Here is a 17,810-nt window from a genome sequence, read left to right on the forward strand (position 1 = left end):
CTGTGATCGTGTCCATAACTGAGGCTAGGGCCAAACTGTCGGAACTCGTGAGGCGCGCAAAGCTGGCGAGGAGATTGTGATTACCCGGCGCGGGAAAGCTGTAGCGCGTCTTCTACCGCCTCCAGCGAAGCACGACATTTCACCCCACAACAGTGCGGTATCAGCTTAGCCTACGACCGGAGCCCCAGCCGCTCGACCTCTTCGTTCCTCAGCTTCACGTCATATTCAAGAAGGAACTCATCCAATTGCGGCGGCGGAACGGAAGTGCCGCAGAGCATCGCATGCACTTGGCCGCGATGATGGATGTCGTGCAGGAAGACGTGTGCGAGGATATCGCCGATGCGTTCGGGAATCATGCCGTCCTCGCGCCGGTCGGTGATGACGCGGCGGTCGAGATCGGCCTCCGACAGGCCGTCGCAGAAGGCAATCAGCCTGCGGTCGAAATCGGCCTGGGCGGCCGCCAGGCTCGCCACATCGTCGAACGGCACGAAGGTGTCGTATGCCGCGGCGCCTAGGCCGCCATCGGTCAGGAAGTCGAGATAGAGATGGTCAACCGCAAGGATGTGGTTGAGCGTCTCCTTGATCGACGGGAAAAAGCTGGTGCGCATGGCTTCGAACTCGCCGGGCTTCAGCGCAAGCACGGCACGGTAGAGCCGGTCGTTCGACCACAGATTGTTGCGCGCCATGCGGCGCAGGTGCTCGAGCAGGGTCACCGTTCGGGCTCTCCCTCACCCTTCGTATTTCTCGACCTTCTGCTCGATGGCGCCGAAGATCGAGTGGCCGGCTCTGTCCTTCATCTCGATGCGCACCGTGTCGCCGAAATGCAGGAAGGGCGTCTTCGGCTCGCCCGACTCGATGGTTTCGATCATGCGTTGTTCGGCTAAGCACGAATAACCGGCGCCGCCAGCCGATACCGGCTTGCCCGGCCCGCCGTCGAGCTTGTTGGAAACGGTGCCCGAGCCGATGATGGTGCCGGCGGCGAGCGGCCGCGTCTTCGCGGCGTGCACGATGAGCGCCGGAAAGTCGAAGGTCATATCGACGCCTGCATTGGCTCGGCCGAACGGCTTGCCGTTGACGTCGACCGGAAGGGCAAGGTTGACTTTGCCGCCGTCCCAGGCCTCGCCCAGTTCGTCGGGCGTGACCGCGACCGGCGAGAAAGCCGAGGACGGTTTCGACTGGAAGAAGCCGAAACCTTTGGCAAGCTCCGGTCCGGTGATGGCGCGCAACGTGACGTCGTTGACCAGCATGATGAGGCGGATCGCCGCCCTCGCTGCGTCCAGCCCTGCCCCCATCGGCACGTCGTCGACGATGACGGCGACCTCGGCCTCCAGATCGATGCCGAAGGCCTCGTCGGCCACGCGGATCGGATCGCGCGGCGCAATGAAGGAGTCCGAGCCGCCCTGGTAGATCAGCGGATCGGTCCAGAAGCTCGCCGGCATCTCGGCACCGCGCGCTTTGCGCACCAGTTCGACATGATTCACATAGGCCGAGCCGTCGGCCCACTGATAGGCACGCGGCAGCGGCGAATGCGCGTCATGCTCGTGGAAGCGCGCCGAAGGCACCGCATTGGTCTCCAGCGATTCCGCCATTGCCGCCAGATGCGGCGCGATTCGGCGCCAGTCGTCGAGCGCGGCCTGCAGCGTCGGCACCAGGAAGGAAGCGTCGGTGAACCGCGTCAGATCGCGCGAGACCACGACCAGCTTCCCGTCGCGGGTCCCGTTCTTCAGTGTGGCAAGCTTCATGCGGTTTCCTCTCCTGATGCGGCTTTTGCGCCGCTTAACCCCACAACAAGACCATCGCGGGCGATCGTCAAGTCGCCGGACCATGTTTTCCTGACGGCAGCGATCCAATCGGCCTCGCCGACCGCGGGATCGTCGGCCGGTATGAGATGGGTGAGCACCAGCCGCCTCACGTTGGCATCCCTTGCTATTCGGCCCGCCTCTTCGGCGAGGCTATGGCTGGCGAAGAGATGCTCGCGCAGCCGCGCGCCATTGCCGGTCCGCGCGACCAGCCTTTCGACGCCCGATTCCAGCATGGCTTCATGGACAAGGATGTCGGCCTCTTTGGCAAACCCGGCTAGCGGCGGAAAGAATGCAGTGTCGGAGGAAAACACCACACTCCTGCCGTCATGCTCGAAACGCAGCGCAAAGCAGTCCGTCACTGGCGGATGCTCGACGCGCAGGGCCGTCACCATCAGGCCATGCTCGTCCAGCACCAGTCCTTCGGCGAATTCCTCGACGGTGACCAGTGTGCGGATGTCGGGCCGGCCTTCGTCGACGATGCGTATTTCGATGTCGAACTCCAGCGCCTGGCAGAAGCACTGCCAGTAATGGCCGGTGCCTGGCGGCCCATAGATCCTTACTGGCGACGCCAGTCCAGCGGTCCAGGCGGTGTGGATCAGCGGCCCGAGTTCGAGAACATGATCCGAATGGAGGTGCGTGATGAAGATCAGGTCGAGCGTCTTCAGGCTTGAGCCGGCATCGACCAGGCCGCGCGTGACGCCCAGCCCGCAATCGACGACAATGGTTCGCCCACCGAGTTCCAGCAGTGTGGACGTCGGCCATGGACCGCGCGGCCGCAAAGCCGGGCCGCCCTTGGAGCCCAGAAGCACCAGCCGGTCGCTCATCGGGCGCGCCTCAAGACCAGTCGCCTTCCGGCGTGCCGTTGAAACGTTTCTTCAAGTCGGCCCAGCAGTCGATATAGTTCTCCTGCAAGGTGCCGAGCTCGGCAGCATAGCGTGTCAGCATCTGGGGAAAGCGCGTCTCGAACATGAAGGCCATGGTGTTGTCGAGCTTCACCGGCTTCAGCTCCGCGCGGGTGGCTTTCTCAAAACCCGATGCGTCGGGCCCATGCGCCAGCATCTGGTTGTGCAGGCTGATGCCCCCCGGCACGAAACCTTCTTCCTTGGCGTCGTACTGGCCATGGATCAGGCCCATGAACTCGCTCATGATGTTGCGGTGATACCAGGGCGGCCGGAATGTGTTTTCAGCCACCAGCCAGCGCGGCGGGAAGATGACGAAGTCGACATTCGCCGTACCCTCCTCGCCGCTCGGCGCCGTCAGCACGGTGAAAATCGACGGATCGGGGTGGTCGAACAGGATGGCACCAACCGGCGAAAAGGTCGCCAGATCATATTTGTAGGGCGCGTAGTTGCCATGCCACGCGACGACGTCGAGCGGCGAATGGTCGAGCTCGGTGACATGGAAGGTGCCGCACCACTTTACGATCAGCCGGCACGGCGTCTCCTTCTCCTCGAACCAGGCGCAGGGCGTCTTGAAGTCGCGCGGGTTGGCGAGGCAATTGGCGCCGATCGGGCCGCGGTCGGGCATGGTGAACTTGGCGCCGTAATTCTCGCAGACATAGCCGCGCGCCTCCTTGTCGGCGAGTTCGACCTTGAAGACGAGGCCGCGCGGCAGCACGGCGATCTCACCGGGGCGAAGCTCGATGACGCCCATCTCGGTGACGAAGCGCAGTGCGCCGACCTGCGGCACGACCAGCAATTCGCCGTCGGCGTTGAAGAAATGGTCGTCCACCATCGAGCGGTTGGCGACATAGACATGCGCGGCCATGCCGGATTGGCCCACCGCATCGCCGGCGGTGGTGAAGGTGCGCATGCCGGAAATGAAGTCGGTCGGCTCGCTGGGCATCGGGGTTGGATTCCACCGGTACTGGCCGAGCGCCAGCTCGTGGTCGCCGATATTGGGCGCGGTCTTCCACAAAGGATAGCTGGCGCCCTTGAAGCGGCCGGTATGCTTTACGCTGGGGCGTATGCGATAAAGCCAGGAGCGCTCGTTGGTGCCGCGCGGCGCGGTGAAGGGTGAGCCCGACAGCTGCTCCGCGTAGAGGCCGTAGGCCGGCCGCTGCGGCGAGTTGCGGCCCTGCGGCAGCGAGCCGGGCAGCGTCTCGGTCTCGAAATCGTTGCCGAAGCCCGGCATATAGGAAAAACCCATCCGATCCTCCCTGATCCCGACTTGCCAACCTCTTGGACTTGGCGTGCCGGCGATGTTGACCAAACTGGTTTCATTTGTAACCATCGAAAATGTAACTATCAACGGCGCGCTGTATATGGGGGAGCACTTCATGGAATCGGATATCCTCGCGCTGGAAAGCTTCCTGCCCTATCGGCTCTATCGGTTGGCGGACACCGTCAGCCGCGAGTTCTCGCGCATCTACAAGGAGCGCCACGGCCTGACGCGGCCGGAATGGCGCACGCTTTCAGGGCTGGGCGAACGCGGCACAATGACGGCGACAGAGCTCGGCGAGCAATCGGCCATGCACAAGACCAAGGTGTCGCGCGCTGTGGCCGAGCTGGAGCGGCGGCGCTGGCTGACGCGCACACCCGACGAAAACGACCGCCGCGTCGAGCACCTGATGCTGACCAAGGCGGGACTTGCCGCCTATCGCGAAATGGTGCCGCTGGCGAAGGCGTTTGAGAGGGAGTTGGTGGCGAGGCTGAGTGAGGAGGAACGGGCGGCCATAGCGATGGGGGTGGCGGCGCTGGAGGAGGCTTTGTCTTCTTCGTAGCGATCCATCACCCCCTGGCCAGCAGGCCAGAGGGGTTGCTGTCCCGCCAGCGTTGCCAGGATGCTGCTTCAATCAAACCCTACCAATCCATCACCACCTTCCCAGAACTTCCACTCCTCATCGCATCGAAACCCGCCTGGAAGTCGTCGATGCCGATCCGATGCGTAATGAGCCCCGACACATCCAGCGGTCCCTGCACCAGCGCGATCATCTTGTACCAGGTCTCGAACATCTCGCGGCCGTAGATGCCTTTCAGATGCAGCATCTTGAAGATGACCTTGTTCCAGTCGATCTCGAAGCCGGTGGGCGCGATGCCGAGGACGGCGATCTTGCCGCCATTGTTCATGGTGTCGATCATGTCGCGGAAGGCGGGCGCGGCGCCCGACATTTCAAGCCCGACGTCAAAGCCTTCGGTCATGCCGAGCTTCGGCATGACATCGCGCAGCTTTTCCTTGGACGCGTCGACGACGTGCTGGACGCCGAGCTTCCTCGCAAGCTCCAGCCGCACCGGGTTGATGTCGGTGATGACGACCTTTCGCGCGCCGACGCATTGCGCCACGAGCGCGCCCATGATGCCGATCGGTCCGGCGCCGGTGACCAGCACGTCCTCGCCGACCAGATCGAAGGACAGTGCCGTGTGCACGGCATTGCCCAGTGGATCGAAGATGGCGGCGATCTCGTCCGGCACGTCGTCGGGGATCGGCACGACATTGTGCTGCGGGATCGCCACGTATTCGCCGAAGGCGCCCGGACGGTTGACGCCAACGCCCAGCGTGTTGCGGCAGAGGTGCCCTCGCCCCGCGCGGCAGTTGCGGCAGTGGCCGCAGACGATATGGCCCTCGCCCGAGACGCGCTGGCCCACCTTGTATTCGGTGACGGCCGCGCCGTAATCGGCGACCGTGCCGACGAATTCGTGGCCGGTCACCATCGGCACCGGCACGGTCTTCTGCGCCCACTGGTCCCAATTGTAGATGTGGACGTCGGTGCCGCAAATCGCGGTCTTCCTGACCTTGATCAGCACGTCGTTGGGGCCGATCTCCGGGATCGGCACTTCTTCCATCCAGATGCCGGGCTCGGCCTTGGCCTTCACCAGCGCCTTCATCATGTTGGACATCAGACGCTCCTCAAAAATCTTGCCTGTCTTGATGGATCGGCTGCATCAGGCGGCCACCTCCAGGATTTTCTTCAATCGCAGCAAATCTCGATCGGTCGAACGGCGGACGGCCCAGGCCATGAATGGCGCGACCAGACGTGAAAAGCCGGTTGGCGCACCGCGGTTTCTGAGCGCCATATGCGTACGGCCTTCGCCAGCATCCCGCCATGTGTAACTCGTCTCCATCGGAAAAGGCCCTTCGGCGGTTCGCATTACAAGCCGTTCGCCCTGCACGAATTCGACAATTTCGTAGGTGTAGACAAGCCGCCGCCCGAGGAACTGAGCCACGAAGGCAATTCTCGAGCCTACCCTTGACGGCCGCGGCGTCTTCCACTCCACCGATATGATGTTGACGTACCAGCGCGGAACATTGTCCGGATCGGCCGAGAAGGCGGCGACGTCTGCGCGCGGCCTGGATATCTCGATACTGCTCGTCACATCGATCGCCATGGCTCGCTTCGATTTCCCGCGGTAGCGTCAAGCGATTACACCCAGTTCCCTTCCCACCGCACCGAACGCCGCGACGGCGCGATCGATATCGGCGCTGGAATGGGCGGCCGACATCTGCGTGCGGATGCGGGCCTGGCCCTTCGGCACCACCGGGAAGGAGAAGCCGATGACGTAGATGCCGCGCTTCAGCATGCGCTGCGCCATCTCCTGCGCCAAAGCCGCGTCGCCCAGCATCACCGGGATGATCGGATGATCGGCGCCGGCGAGCGTGAAGCCCAGCTTGCCCATCTCGGAGCGGAACCGGTCCGCATTGGCATATAGGCGCTGGCGCAGCGCGCCGCCATTGCGGATCAGTTCGAACACCTTGAGCGAGGCGCCGGCTATCGCCGGCATCAGCGTGTTGGAGAAGAGATAGGGCCGCGAGCGCTGGCGCAGCCAGTCGACGACCTCTCTCTTGCCCGACGTGTAGCCGCCCGAGGCGCCGCCCAGGGCCTTGCCCAGCGTACCGGTGATGATGTCCACCCTGCCCTCGACGCCGCAATGCTCGGCCGAGCCGCGGCCGTTCTTGCCGACGAAGCCGACCGCATGGCTGTCGTCGACCATGACCATGGCGTCATATTTTTCGGCAAGATCGCAGACGCCCTGGAGATTGGCGATGATGCCGTCCATCGAAAACACGCCGTCGGTGGCGATCAGCCGGAAGCGGCAGTCCTTCGCCTCCTTCAGCCGCGCCTCGAGATCGGCCATGTCGTTGTTGGCGTAGCGGAAGCGCTTGGCCTTGGAGAGCCGCACACCGTCGATGATCGAAGCATGGTTCAGTGCGTCGGAGATGATTGCGTCCTCCTCGCCGAGCAGCGTTTCGAATAGGCCGCCATTGGCGTCGAAGCAGGAAGAATAAAGGATGGTGTCTTCCATGCCGAGGAACGACGAGATCGTCGCCTCGAGTCCCTTGTGCTCCTCCTGCGTGCCGCAGATGAAGCGCACCGAAGCCATGCCGTAGCCGTAGCGGTCGAGGGCATGTTTTGCCGCATCGCGCAGATCCGGGCTGTCAGCGAGGCCGAGATAGTTGTTGGCGCAGAAATTCAGCACCTTCTGGCCAGCGACCTCGATCTCGGCGGACTGCATGGAGGAAATGACGCGCTCGGACTTGTAGAGCCCGGCCGATTTCAGGCCCTGGAGCTCGCTGTCGATGTGGGAAAGGAATGCTTTGCTCATGATGCGGCCCTGTTCGGTTCGAGGCCGGACTGTCGCGCTATGGCTGCAAAAAATCCATCGCAAAAGCGACCGCTTCGGTGGCGTCGCGAAAGCTCGATCGCAATCCTTTGCGACGGTGCGACGGTAATGCGATCAAAAAGAGGTGTGCGGGAAAGGACGTGATAACCATCTTACCAGCTTTGCCGCGCCGCCGCGATCGCCGCCAGCCTCCCTTGCCGACCTGTTAACCCTTTCTGGGCAAGCGTTTTCCCGCCACGAATCCAGGGCAGGAATCCGTCGACCGGAGGGGTCAGCAAGTTATGTCGCAGCAGCCAGTGCAGAGCGTTTCGCGCAAGCTGATCCTGCTCATCAAGACCGGCTACTGGCTGGCGCTGACGATCATTGCCGCCATGGTGGTGGCTTCCTTCATTCTTCTGCAGCAGTTGATGGCTCAGCAGCAGCGTAATGATGCGCTGCTCGACATCGTCTCGACGCAGAAGGCGCTGTCGCAGCGCATCGTCTTCCTGGCCAGCGCCACGGGTGCTGCCTCGCGCGACAAGCAGCCGGCGCTGGTCACCGCGCTCAAGCAGGCGACGGGCGAGTTCGAGACCAATTACGACCGGCTGCTCAAGGAGACCGGCGCCGATCCGCTCTCGCCGGCGCGCAACGATCCGAAGTCGATCGAATATGTGCTGTTCAACAAGCCGTTCCACCTCGACTATTTCTCGGTCGGCCTCGTCGCCAATGGCGACAGGCTGGTCTCGTCCTTCGAGTCGCAGCTCGGCATGCAAAGCGACGGGTACAAGGGCGACGGTGACCGCGTCGGCCTCGACGCTTCCGTCGCCAACGCCACCATGTCCGGCTATGCCGCGCTCGGCCAGCGCATCCACGCCTTCGCCAACGAAAAGTCGAGCAGCATCCTCGAGCTGCACCGCACGCTGTTCTTCGCCACCCTTGGCGTCATCGTGCTGGTGGCGCTGTTCATCTTCCGGCCGATGTCCAAAGCCATTCTGCGCAAGACGCGCGAGCTGGTCGACGCGCGCAACTCGATGGCTTTCATCGCCGTGCATGACGGCCTGACGGGCCTGCACAACCGCACCTTTCTCACCGACCATTTCGACACGCTGATCAAAGGAGCGCACCGCCGCCGCGAGCGGCTGGCGGTGATCCAGTTCGATCTCGATCGTTTCAAGCAGATCAACGACACGCTTGGCCACGCCGCCGGTGACTATGTGCTGGTGGTGACGGCGCAACGCATGCGCGACTCCTGCCGGGCGTCGGACCTCTGCGCGCGGCTCGGCGGCGACGAGTTCGTGATGATCCTCAATGGCGCCGGCACCACCGAGGACATCCATGCGCTCGCCAAGCGCATCCTCGGCGAGATCAACGAGCCGATCACCTTCCAGGGCACGACCATCATGCCCGGCGCCAGCGCCGGCATCGCGGTCTATCCGGTTGACGCCGACAACGCGCAGGATCTGCTCGTCCATGCCGACCTCGCGCTCTATTCCGCCAAGAAGCTGGGCGGTGGCAACTTCTCCTTCTTCTCCGAGGAGCTGCGGCGCGAACTCGACTACCGCAAGCAGCTCGAACAGGATATCCGCACGGCGATCGCCGACCGGAGCTTCGAGGTCTATTTCCAGCCGCAAGTGTCGCTGACCAGCGGCAAGATCAGCGGCATCGAGGCATTGGTGCGCTGGAAGCACGCCACGCGCGGCATGATCTCGCCCGGCGAATTCATTCCGGTCGCCGAGAAATGCGGCTTCATGCCGGATATCGGCCGCATCGTCATCAGCAAGGCGATCAACGAGGCCGCCGAATGGGACCGCGCCGGCATCGATTTCGGGCGGATCGCCGTCAATGTCTCGGGCACGGAACTGCGCGAGCCCGATTTCGACACTTTCCTGTTCGGTACGCTCGAGCGCGCGGGACTGCCGCCGCAGAGGCTGGCGTTGGAGATCGTCGAATCCGTCATCCTCGACGACGAGAAGACCGGGATCGCCGCAAAGCTTCGCCACATCCGCGCCGCGGGCGTGCATCTCGAGCTCGACGATTTCGGCACCGGCTATGCCTCGCTGAGCCACGTCAACCCGAACGAGATCGACCGGCTGAAGATCGACCGGCGCTTCGTCCAGAACATCAACGAGAACGGCGACAACACCAAGATCGTGCGCGCCATCACCGAGCTTGCCCGCGGCCTCGGCATCTCGATCGTCGCCGAAGGCGCCGAAACCGAGGCCGAGCTCGATTCTCTGATGGCGATCGGCTGCGACCAGGTGCAGGGCTATTCGATCGCCTTCCCGATGCCGCAGGACAAGGCGCGCGAATGGCTGACGGCGCGCAGCCCGAAGAAAACGAAGTTGAAAGTGCTGCAGGGCAGCTTGGCCTAGCAGGTACGTCGACAAGCTTGACGCAACTGGGCGGGCATGGCGGCCTGTCGTGATCGCAACCGGGTTTTGCGGATGCCGCTTCGTTATCTCCTGCCATTCCTGCTGCTTGTCGCATCGCCGGCCCTGGCGGCAGATCGCACCATATATTTGACCTTCGACGACGGTCCGCTGAACGGCACCAGCAATATCCTCGACGTGCTGCAGGCCGAGCAGGTGCCGGCGACGCTGTTCATGGTCGGCATGCATGCCGACGCGAACGCCACCAACCGGGCGCTGCTGCAACGGGCAAAATCGATGCCGCTGGTGACGATCGGCAATCACAGCTACAGCCATGCCTACAATCACTACCGGCATTTCTACGGCGATACCGAAGGCGTGGTCGCCGACATGCTGAGGGCCAATGCCGTGCTCGGCCTGACGCCGGCCGTGTATGCGCGGCTGCCGGGACGCGATGTGTTCCGGCTGCCCAATTACTCGAAGGACGACAATTCGCTCGGGCTGGCTGAGGCCGGGCGCGAGGATCCGGATTACGAATTCGTCGCGGCGTCCGGCTTCTGGCTCTATGGCTGGGACCACGAATGGGTGCATGAGGACAGCGGCAAGCCGGTGCAGAGCGTCGACCATCTGGTCAGCGAGATCGACCATCTGTTCGCCTACGGTCACTTCGCCAGGCCGAACAAGCTGATCCTGCTCATGCATGACGAAATGTTCCAGGACGCGTTCGACGGCAAGGCGAAACTGACGGCGTTGATCGCGGCTCTCAGGCTGCGCCATTACGCTTTCGGGGCGATAGCGGGTTATGACTGAGACGATTCGGCGTTGCGCCTAAGCGCCGCCAACACCTCGGCGAATTCCGCGAGCCGTTCATCCGGCAGACCGGCCCGGAGCCGCTTGTCGAAGGCGACCGCCGCAAGGCGCAATTTCTCGAACAATACCTCGCCGGCCTCGGTCAGCGCCACCTGATGGACCCTGCGGTTTTCCGGATCGCGGCGGCGTGTCAGCAACCCTTGCGCTTCCATGGCATTGAGGTGGTGGGTGAGCGTCGCGCCCTGGATGCCGATCATGCCGGCTAGCTCGCGCTGTTTTGCGAGTTCCTTCGACTTGACCGAAAGCAAGGTCAGCCAGACCGGCAGCGTGCCGCCGGCCTCGGCCATGGCGGCATCGAAAGCCTGCGCCACCACTTTCGAGGTGCGGGCGAGATTCATGCCGACGGGTGGGCGGTCAAACGGTGTCATGACCTGACAGTAGAGCAAGCAATGGCATCGTGGAATTCGGCTGAACGCATTGACATCTAATCGTTAGATATCTAACTTTGTCTTAACGATGACGCAGCATCATTGTTGCGGCGCGCAGGCGGCGGACGAATGAGAGGAATTCGGTCATGCAGTATGTCTATATCATCGTTATCGGCCTGCATGTGATGGCCGGCGTGTTCTGGGCCGGCACGACCATTGCGGTTGCCCGCGATCCGGAGATCAAGGCGGAGCGCTTCATCCGGCCGCAGCTCGGCGCCTCCGGCGTCGTTTTCCTGACCGGCATACTGCTGTGGTATTTCTTCCATGAGGGCGCGTTCGGCCCGATGGAGAAGGTGCTGGCGCTGGGCATTTTGACGGCGCTGATCGCCGCTGGCGTACAGGGCGCCCTTGTCGCCTCCTCCAGCAGACAGTTGGCCGGCGCCGATCAAGCGACGCAGACTGAGCTGCGGGCGAAAATGAACAGGGGCGAACGCATCGCGGGCGGGCTGCTGGTCATCACCGTGTTTTGCATGGCGACCGCCAAGCTGTTCTGACATCGCACGGCCGGCGAAACCGACCGGGCGCGGCGCGCAACGGACCGAAGCGGCAGGTGGCTCTCCTTGCAAAGGTCCGTTGCGCGTCACCAACCTGCGGACCGAGCGATCAAAGCACCCTCTAAGCCATTTCGGGGCGCCTGGATGCCTCGCGAATCGCCTTGTGAACATTGCGCTGCAGGTCCATGAAAGTGGCGCTCTCCATGACCTCTTCGCGGCGCGGGCGCTCGATGTCGACGTCGAAAGTTCGCATGATGCGCCCCGGGCCGATGCCCATCACGACAATGCGGTCCGACAGATAGACGGCCTCTTCGACATCGTGGGTGACGAAGAGCACGGTTAGCCTGTGCTCCTCCCAGATCTGGGTGAGCAGCTCCTGCATCTGATGCCTGGTCAGGGCATCGAGCGCACCGAAGGGCTCGTCCATCAGCAGCATCTTGGGGCGGTAGGAAAGCGCGCGCGCAATGGCGACGCGCTGCTTCATGCCGCCCGAAAGTTCGGATGGATAGAGATTGGCCGAGTGCGGGAGCTTGACCAGGTCGAGATGCTCAAGCGCGATCCTGCGGCAGGTGGCACGGTCATGGCCGGCGGCCTTGAGGGCGAACTCGATGTTCTGCTGCGCCGTCAGCCAGGGCAGCAGCGTATAAGACTGGAAAACGACGCCGCGATCGAGACCCGGCTTCAGGATCGGCGACCCATCGATGTCGAGATCGCCGGAGTCGAAATCCTGCAGTCCGGCGACGATCGACAGCAGCGTGCTCTTGCCGCAGCCCGACGTGCCGACCAGCGAAACGAACTCATTGTCGGCGAGGTCGAGATTGATGTCGCGCAGCACTTCGGTGCGCCGCGCGCCGGTGCCGAAGCTCTTGTGGAGACCTTTGATCCGCAGCTTGGGGGAGTTCATCGGCCTTGCCTCGTCATGAACGGCTGTCCTGGCGGAACAGCACCTTGCCCAGCGCCTTCATGACCTGATCGGTGATCAGGCCAAGAATGCCGAGCAGAAGGATGTAGCCGATGATGGTGTTGGTCTGGAAATAGCGCTGCGAGACGGTGATGCGATAGCCGAGCCCGGACGTCGCCGCGACGAGTTCGGCCAGCACGAGCCAGGTCCAGGCCCAGCCTAGGCTGATGCGCAGTGTGTCCCAGATGCCCGGCAAGGCGCTGGGCACCACGATGCGCGTCAGGATCTTGCGATCCGGCAGGCCGAGCGTCCTGCCGAGACCGACGAAGTCGCCCGGCACGCGCTTGACGTTGTCCATGATCATCAGCACCTGCTGGAAGAAGGTGCCGATGAAGATGATTAGAAATTTCTGGATGTCGCTCGTCCCCGCCCACAGGATGGAGAGGGGCACGAATGCCACGACGGGCATGTAGCGGATGAAGTCCACAAGCGGCTCGATGGCAGCTTCCCAGGCCCTGAAGCTGCCGATCAGCACGCCGATCGGGATAGCCAGCGCCGAGGCGATCAGGAAGCCGACCGAAATACGGTAGATCGAGGCCTTGAGATCGGTCAGCAGCGTGCCGTCAGCCCAGAGCTTGCCGAGCTGCGTTGCCACGCTGGCGGGCGACGGCAGGAAGATCGGCTTGACCAAGTCGAGCCCCGTCGCCGCCCACCAGGCGAGGCCGAGACCGGCAAAGACGGCCACGGCGATGATCAGGAAACGGGAGCGCGCGATCGGCGCTCCGATCCCGGAGGATTGGCGGCGGCGCATCGCCTGCCTGGCGGCAGGTCCCGTCGCCGCGCCAGGCTGGCTCGCTTTGCCGGCAGGCTCGTCGGACATCTCGGCGGCCGCCACGACCCGGGCCTACTGCGCGGCCTTGACGAAGGCCGGATCGATCATCTGCTCCGGCGTCACGTCGGACTGGAGAAGCCCGGCATTCTTGGCGGCGGCCTCGACGTCGGCGAATGTCTTGGTGGAAAAATCGCCCGTCAGCGCGCCCTTGTTCTCGGCAAGCGAATAGTAGCGCACGCCGTCGAAGGCGGTGTTCAGGTCCTCGACGCTCGAGCCCACCGCCTTGGAGATGATGGCGCGGCCGCCGGGCGTGTCGGCATTGTAGTCCTTGAGCGCGGCGTCCCAGGCCTTGATCATGGCAAGCACCTGGCCGGGCCGCGACTTGATGACCTCGTCGCGCACCACCAGCACATCGCTGATCAGGCCGGGATCCTCGCCGGCGGTGAAGAGAAGCTTGACGTCCTTGTTCTGCGCCCTGGCAGTGGTGAGATAAGGCTCATAGGTGACCGCGACCGGGACGCGGCCGGCGATCAGCGCGCTGCCGGCATCCGCCGCCGGCATGGGCACCGGCTGGACGTCGGCGATCGACATGCCGTTCTTGGCCAGAGCGTATTTCAGCAGGATGTCGCTGGTCGTGCCTTCCTCGAAGGCGACCTGCTTGCCCTTGAGATCGGCGATCGAGTTGACGTCCTTGCCGGCGATCATTGCGTCGGCGGTCATCGAGACGTCAAGCAGCAACACGATCTTGACCGGCAGGCCGGCCGCGACCATGCCCATGGCGGTGTGGGTAGCGATGTTCGCCGCGTCGAGCTGGCCGCTCGCCAGGGCGGCGTTGATGTCCTTGTCCTCGGTGAAGTTGACGATCTGGACGTCCGACAGACCGCTCGCCTTGAACAGGCCCTTGGCTTCGGCGACATGCCACTGGCCGTAGCCCAGCCACGGCTCGATGCCGATCTTGAACGATCCAGCCTCGGGCGTCGCGGGAATGGCAGTATCGGCGGCGTGGGCCAGCGGGGCGAAGCCGACGGTGGCCGCCACCACGAGCGCACGGAATTGTCCTGTGAGGTTACGCATCATCTTTGTTCCCCTTGATGATTCAGACCGCTTTTTTGAACCAAACTTCCTGTCCGGTGAGAATGCGGCTTCTGCTTCTTCCGGCACTATGCCTCGGCGTCCTACCTGCCACGTCGACGGAAGTGAAACAATATTCAACGTCGGCGGCAATGGATGTCAAGGCTAAAATACATACATGCATATACAAGCTGGAGAGGAGGATTTCCGCGCTCTTGGCAGCATTTTGGCAACCCGATCCCTGCCCTTCATGACCGGCGCCGGAGGCATGAACAGCCCCACCCGTCTCAGGTCTTGCGCGACGGAGAATAGCGGCTGCCGAGCGAGTAGCGGCTGCCGACATAGGTGAGCTTGCTGATGGTGGCGACGACCGCGCCGGTCCAGGTCCGGCGATGCAGGAGAAGACAGCAACTGCCGATGTCGATGGCGAGGCGCCGCGCCGTCTCGGCATCGGCCGGGACAGCGGAAATGATATGCTCGACCTCGGTCACCGGCGTCTTCTGCATCAGGTAATCGTAGGTAGCCGTCTTCGAGAAATCCTGCTTGTCGTAGTCCGGTATCAGGCTCGGATTGACGAAGCGCTCTTCCAGCTGCACGGGCAGGTCGTTCTCGAAGTTGACGACAACCGAATGATAGATCGCCGCGCGCTTGGCGAATTCGAAGGACAGCGAGAGCTCCTTGGTCGGCATGATCCTTTCGAGGACGAGAACCTCGGAGCGATGCCTGTTGCCGCGCGCGACGATCTCGGCCGCGATGTTGTTGATCTCGATCAGCGTCGATTGCGGCCGGGGCGGCGCGATGAATGTCCCCACGCCCTGCAGCCGGATGAGGAAGCCGGCCGAGGTCAACTCCCGCAAGGCGCGGTGAACGGTCATCCGCGACACGCCGAGCGCCGCGACGAATTCATTTTCGGACGGCAGCTTGCGGTCCTTGCTCCACTTGCCGGTTCCGATGTTGGTCAGGATATAGTCCTTGACCTTCTCGTAGAGGGGGCTGGCCGTATCGGGCAAAGCACTCATTTTCGAAAGTCCTTTCCGGCAAGCTGTCGGCAATCACGCGCCGGCAGGCCGCCGCATCCGGATAATGGTTTTCAAGCCGTCGCCCTGCCCCGCCAAAAGACGCTCATAAGCGGCGGGAATATCGTCCAGGCCGATCTCGCGATCGATTAGGCTGATCAGCGGCCCGGACAGCTCCGCCAGCATGCGGATGGCGTCGGGCAGTTCGTCGGCAAAGGCGTGGCATCCCAGGAGCCCGATCTCGCGTTCGACCAGCACGTTGGGGTCGATGTCGAGGCGGCCGTGGAAAATGCCGACCAGCGCGATAGTGGCGCCGGAGCCCAGAACACCCAGCAACTGGTCGAGCGCGGCGATACTGCCGGTGGCCTCGACGGCCGCAAGCAAAGGCGCATCGGCAGTCGCGGCGGCGACGGCGCCGCGGTCGAGATCGACGATGGTGGCGCCGGTCACCCGGGCGACGCGCTCGCAGCGGGCCTTGTTGCGGTCGGCGATCAGCACCCTGCCCGGGAACGTCCGCGACAAGAGCAGCGCCGCCAGGCCGCCGATGGTGCCGCAGCCAACGACAAGCACGCAACCCGCCGTCTTCGGCAGGCGCCGCACGGCATGGAGCGCCACGGCGAGCGGCTCGGCCATCGCCGCCACCCTTTCGTCGAGCGCGGCGTCGATGACATGCAGCAGACGCGCAGGCAGGAGCGCCTCTTCGGCAAAGCCGCCGTCGCAGACTTCGCCGACGAAGCCCAGCGCGGCGCACAGATGCCGCCTGCCGGCGCGGCACTGCACGCACTCTCCGCACCAGAAACGGGAATCGGCGACGACCCGATCGCCCACGGCGACCGTGTCGACCCCCGCGCCGACCGCGACCACCGTGCCGGTCAGCTCGTGGCCGGCCGTCGACGGCACGCGGCTTATCCACTGTCCGGTGCGGAAATTGTGGAGGTCAGAACCGCAGATGCCTGCGGCATCGACATTGAGTTTCACCCAGCCGACGTCGGGAGCCCCTGGCGCGGCGATATCTTCGACGCGCAGGTCGCCGGGGCCGTGGAGTCTGGCGGCCTTCATCATGCCGGTCCGTCAGGCGCCGAGATAGCGGTCGCGGATTTCCGAGACCGCGTTCTCATGCGAGCTGAAGCCCTCATAGCGGGCGAGCCTGCGGGCATGGCCGGCAAGCTCCGGATAGGCGGTCGAGGTCACATAGCCGACCGACGAGCGCTTGAGGAAATCCGTCACCGAAAGCGGCCCGTAGGTGCGCGCCCAGCGGCTGGTCGGCAGCACCGCGTTCGGCCCGAGGACGAAATTGGCGAGCGTCACCGGCGTGTGCGGCCCCATGAGGATCTCGGCGGCCTCGGTGATGTGGCCGAGATGCGCGAACGGCTCCTTGGACAGGATCTCGAGATGCTCGGGCGCATAGTCGTTGATGAAGCGGTAGCTGTCCTCCAGCGAAGCGGTCAGCACGATGCCGCCGCGCCTGCCGCTCAGCACTGCGCGCGAAAACTCGACCCGCTGCTCGCTCATGCGGGACCAGTGCTCGGGAAGTGCTGCCAAGGCAGCGTCGGCGACCTTGCGGCTGTGCGTCACGAGATAGGCGGAGGAATCCGGTCCGTGCTCGGCCTCGATCAGAAGATCGAGCGCGGCGAGGCCGCCGTCGACGCTGTCGTCGGCGAAGATGATCGCTTCCGACGGCCCGGCCGGAAGACCGGTGTCGATGATCGAGGAGAGCAGGCTTTTTGCCGCAACCACCCAGGGGCTGCCAGGCCCGACGATCTTGAGCGCGGGCTTCACCGTCTCGGTGCCATAGGCGACAGCCGCGACCGCATGCGCGCCGCCGCATTTGTAGACCGTCTCGACCCCGGCGAGCCGTGCGGCGACCAGGGTCGCGGCATCGACGGAACCGTCCGCGGTCGGCGGCGTCACGATGGCGATCCGCGGCACGCCGGCGATGACGGCCGGAACGGAGGTCATCATCGTCACCGACGGAAAGGCGCCCTTGCCGCGCGGAACGTAGAGCGCGACCGAGGCGATCGGCGTGTAGCGGTCGCCGGCATAGGCACCGGGACGGACCTCCTTGAGCCACATCGTCTCGGGACGCTGCTCCTCATGGAAATGCCTGATGTTTGCGATGCCAAACCGGATGCTGTCGATGACATCCTTGTCGACCTTGCCGAAGGCGGCGTCGAACTCCGCTTCCGAAACCTTCAGACTGCCCGCGGCCACATCGGCCTTGTCCAGATCCCTGACGAAGCGGAGCAAGGCCGCGTCGCCTTCCGTCCTGACCGCCTCGAGGATCGGGCGGACCTTCTCGGCGAAGGCCGAGAGGTCGGCCTCGGCGCGCTTCAGCAGGCTCGCCCGCCGTTCGGCGCTGGCGGAAGAGAGGTCGTGGAAGCTGATCTCGGACATGGCTGCTCCTCAGAAACGCGGCAAAAGTATATACATGTATGTATAATGGTCGCCAGTATTTTCCTGCGCCCTGCCGCCAAGGTGGCCACCGCAAGC

At 64.0% G+C, this 17,810-nt stretch carries 18 protein-coding genes; 4 read left to right on the top strand and 14 right to left on the bottom strand.

Annotated features, from left to right (window positions below):
* Positions 1-170: 170 nt before the first annotated feature.
* From P9273_RS20295 to hmgA, 4 genes are read right to left on the bottom strand one after another with little or no spacing between them, the layout of a single operon-like run.
* Positions 171-713, bottom strand: coding sequence for a DinB family protein (locus P9273_RS20295; protein WP_278050495.1), 543 nt, complete (start codon positions 711-713; stop codon positions 171-173).
* Between the two features lie 15 nt (positions 714-728).
* Positions 729-1,742, bottom strand: coding sequence for a fumarylacetoacetate hydrolase family protein (locus P9273_RS20300; protein ID WP_278050496.1), 1,014 nt, complete (start codon positions 1,740-1,742; stop codon positions 729-731).
* A complete protein-coding gene (locus P9273_RS20305) occupies positions 1,739-2,626 on the bottom strand; it encodes an MBL fold metallo-hydrolase (RefSeq protein ID WP_278050497.1) in 888 nt (295 codons plus the stop codon). Before P9273_RS20305 ends, P9273_RS20300 begins: the two co-directional genes overlap by 4 nt.
* A gap of 10 nt (positions 2,627-2,636) precedes the next feature.
* Positions 2,637-3,950 carry a homogentisate 1,2-dioxygenase gene (gene hmgA / locus P9273_RS20310; protein ID WP_278050498.1) on the bottom strand — a complete coding sequence of 438 codons (1,314 nt, stop codon included), beginning with the start codon at positions 3,948-3,950 and terminating at the stop codon, positions 2,637-2,639.
* Positions 3,951-4,080: 130 nt separating this feature from the next.
* Between hmgA and P9273_RS20315 the strand changes: the two genes are divergently transcribed.
* Positions 4,081-4,524: a MarR family winged helix-turn-helix transcriptional regulator gene (locus P9273_RS20315; protein ID WP_278050499.1), complete on the top strand. Its 444-nt coding sequence runs from the start codon at positions 4,081-4,083 to the stop codon at positions 4,522-4,524.
* A 79-nt stretch (positions 4,525-4,603) separates the two neighbouring features.
* Here P9273_RS20315 and tdh read toward each other — a convergent pair whose 3' ends face one another.
* From tdh to P9273_RS20330, 3 genes are read right to left on the bottom strand one after another with little or no spacing between them, the layout of a single operon-like run.
* Entirely contained in the window at positions 4,604-5,638 is a 1,035-nt protein-coding gene (tdh, locus tag P9273_RS20320; protein WP_278050500.1) for an L-threonine 3-dehydrogenase, read from the bottom strand.
* Between the two features lie 45 nt (positions 5,639-5,683).
* A complete protein-coding gene (locus P9273_RS20325) occupies positions 5,684-6,127 on the bottom strand; it encodes an SRPBCC family protein (RefSeq protein WP_278050501.1) in 444 nt (147 codons plus the stop codon).
* A 27-nt stretch (positions 6,128-6,154) separates the two neighbouring features.
* Entirely contained in the window at positions 6,155-7,342 is a 1,188-nt protein-coding gene (locus P9273_RS20330; protein ID WP_278050502.1) for a glycine C-acetyltransferase, read from the bottom strand.
* 299 nt (positions 7,343-7,641) lie between these two features.
* Here P9273_RS20330 and P9273_RS20335 point away from each other — a divergent pair, with 299 nt between their 5' ends.
* Together P9273_RS20335 and P9273_RS20340 are read left to right on the top strand one after the other, a co-directional pair.
* Positions 7,642-9,711, top strand: coding sequence for a putative bifunctional diguanylate cyclase/phosphodiesterase (locus P9273_RS20335; RefSeq protein WP_278050503.1), 2,070 nt, complete (start codon positions 7,642-7,644; stop codon positions 9,709-9,711).
* Between the two features lie 72 nt (positions 9,712-9,783).
* Complete coding sequence (locus tag P9273_RS20340; RefSeq protein WP_278050504.1) at positions 9,784-10,518, top strand: polysaccharide deacetylase family protein; 735 nt, start codon at positions 9,784-9,786, stop codon at positions 10,516-10,518.
* Here P9273_RS20340 and P9273_RS20345 read toward each other — a convergent pair.
* A complete protein-coding gene (locus tag P9273_RS20345; RefSeq protein ID WP_278050505.1) occupies positions 10,509-10,946 on the bottom strand; it encodes a MarR family winged helix-turn-helix transcriptional regulator in 438 nt (145 codons plus the stop codon). The two genes, P9273_RS20340 and P9273_RS20345, sit on opposite strands and share 10 nt — an antisense overlap.
* A gap of 146 nt (positions 10,947-11,092) precedes the next feature.
* Between P9273_RS20345 and P9273_RS20350 the strand changes: the two genes are divergently transcribed.
* A complete protein-coding gene (locus tag P9273_RS20350) occupies positions 11,093-11,500 on the top strand; it encodes a hypothetical protein (RefSeq protein WP_278050506.1) in 408 nt (135 codons plus the stop codon).
* Positions 11,501-11,621: 121 nt separating this feature from the next.
* On the opposite strand, the gene P9273_RS20355 is transcribed toward P9273_RS20350, so the two are convergent.
* The 6 genes from P9273_RS20355 to hisD all read right to left on the bottom strand — a co-directional run bounded on the left by P9273_RS20355 (position 11,622) and on the right by hisD (position 17,714).
* Entirely contained in the window at positions 11,622-12,404 is a 783-nt protein-coding gene (locus P9273_RS20355; RefSeq protein ID WP_041000985.1) for an ABC transporter ATP-binding protein, read from the bottom strand.
* A gap of 13 nt (positions 12,405-12,417) precedes the next feature.
* Positions 12,418-13,212, bottom strand: coding sequence for an ABC transporter permease (locus P9273_RS20360; RefSeq protein ID WP_278050644.1), 795 nt, complete (start codon positions 13,210-13,212; stop codon positions 12,418-12,420).
* Positions 13,213-13,305: 93 nt separating this feature from the next.
* Entirely contained in the window at positions 13,306-14,307 is a 1,002-nt protein-coding gene (locus P9273_RS20365; RefSeq protein ID WP_041002560.1) for an ABC transporter substrate-binding protein, read from the bottom strand.
* Positions 14,308-14,591: 284 nt separating this feature from the next.
* Entirely contained in the window at positions 14,592-15,323 is a 732-nt protein-coding gene (hutC, locus tag P9273_RS20370) for a histidine utilization repressor (protein ID WP_041000987.1), read from the bottom strand.
* 33 nt (positions 15,324-15,356) lie between these two features.
* Entirely contained in the window at positions 15,357-16,379 is a 1,023-nt protein-coding gene (locus P9273_RS20375; RefSeq protein WP_278050507.1) for a zinc-dependent alcohol dehydrogenase, read from the bottom strand.
* Positions 16,380-16,391: 12 nt separating this feature from the next.
* Positions 16,392-17,714: a histidinol dehydrogenase gene (gene hisD / locus P9273_RS20380; RefSeq protein WP_278050508.1), complete on the bottom strand. Its 1,323-nt coding sequence runs from the start codon at positions 17,712-17,714 to the stop codon at positions 16,392-16,394.
* Between the last annotated feature and the right edge of the window lie 96 nt (positions 17,715-17,810).

Origin of the sequence: Mesorhizobium sp. WSM4935 (genome assembly GCF_029625735.1) — a bacterium.
Classification (GTDB): Bacteria; Pseudomonadota; Alphaproteobacteria; order Rhizobiales; family Rhizobiaceae; genus Mesorhizobium.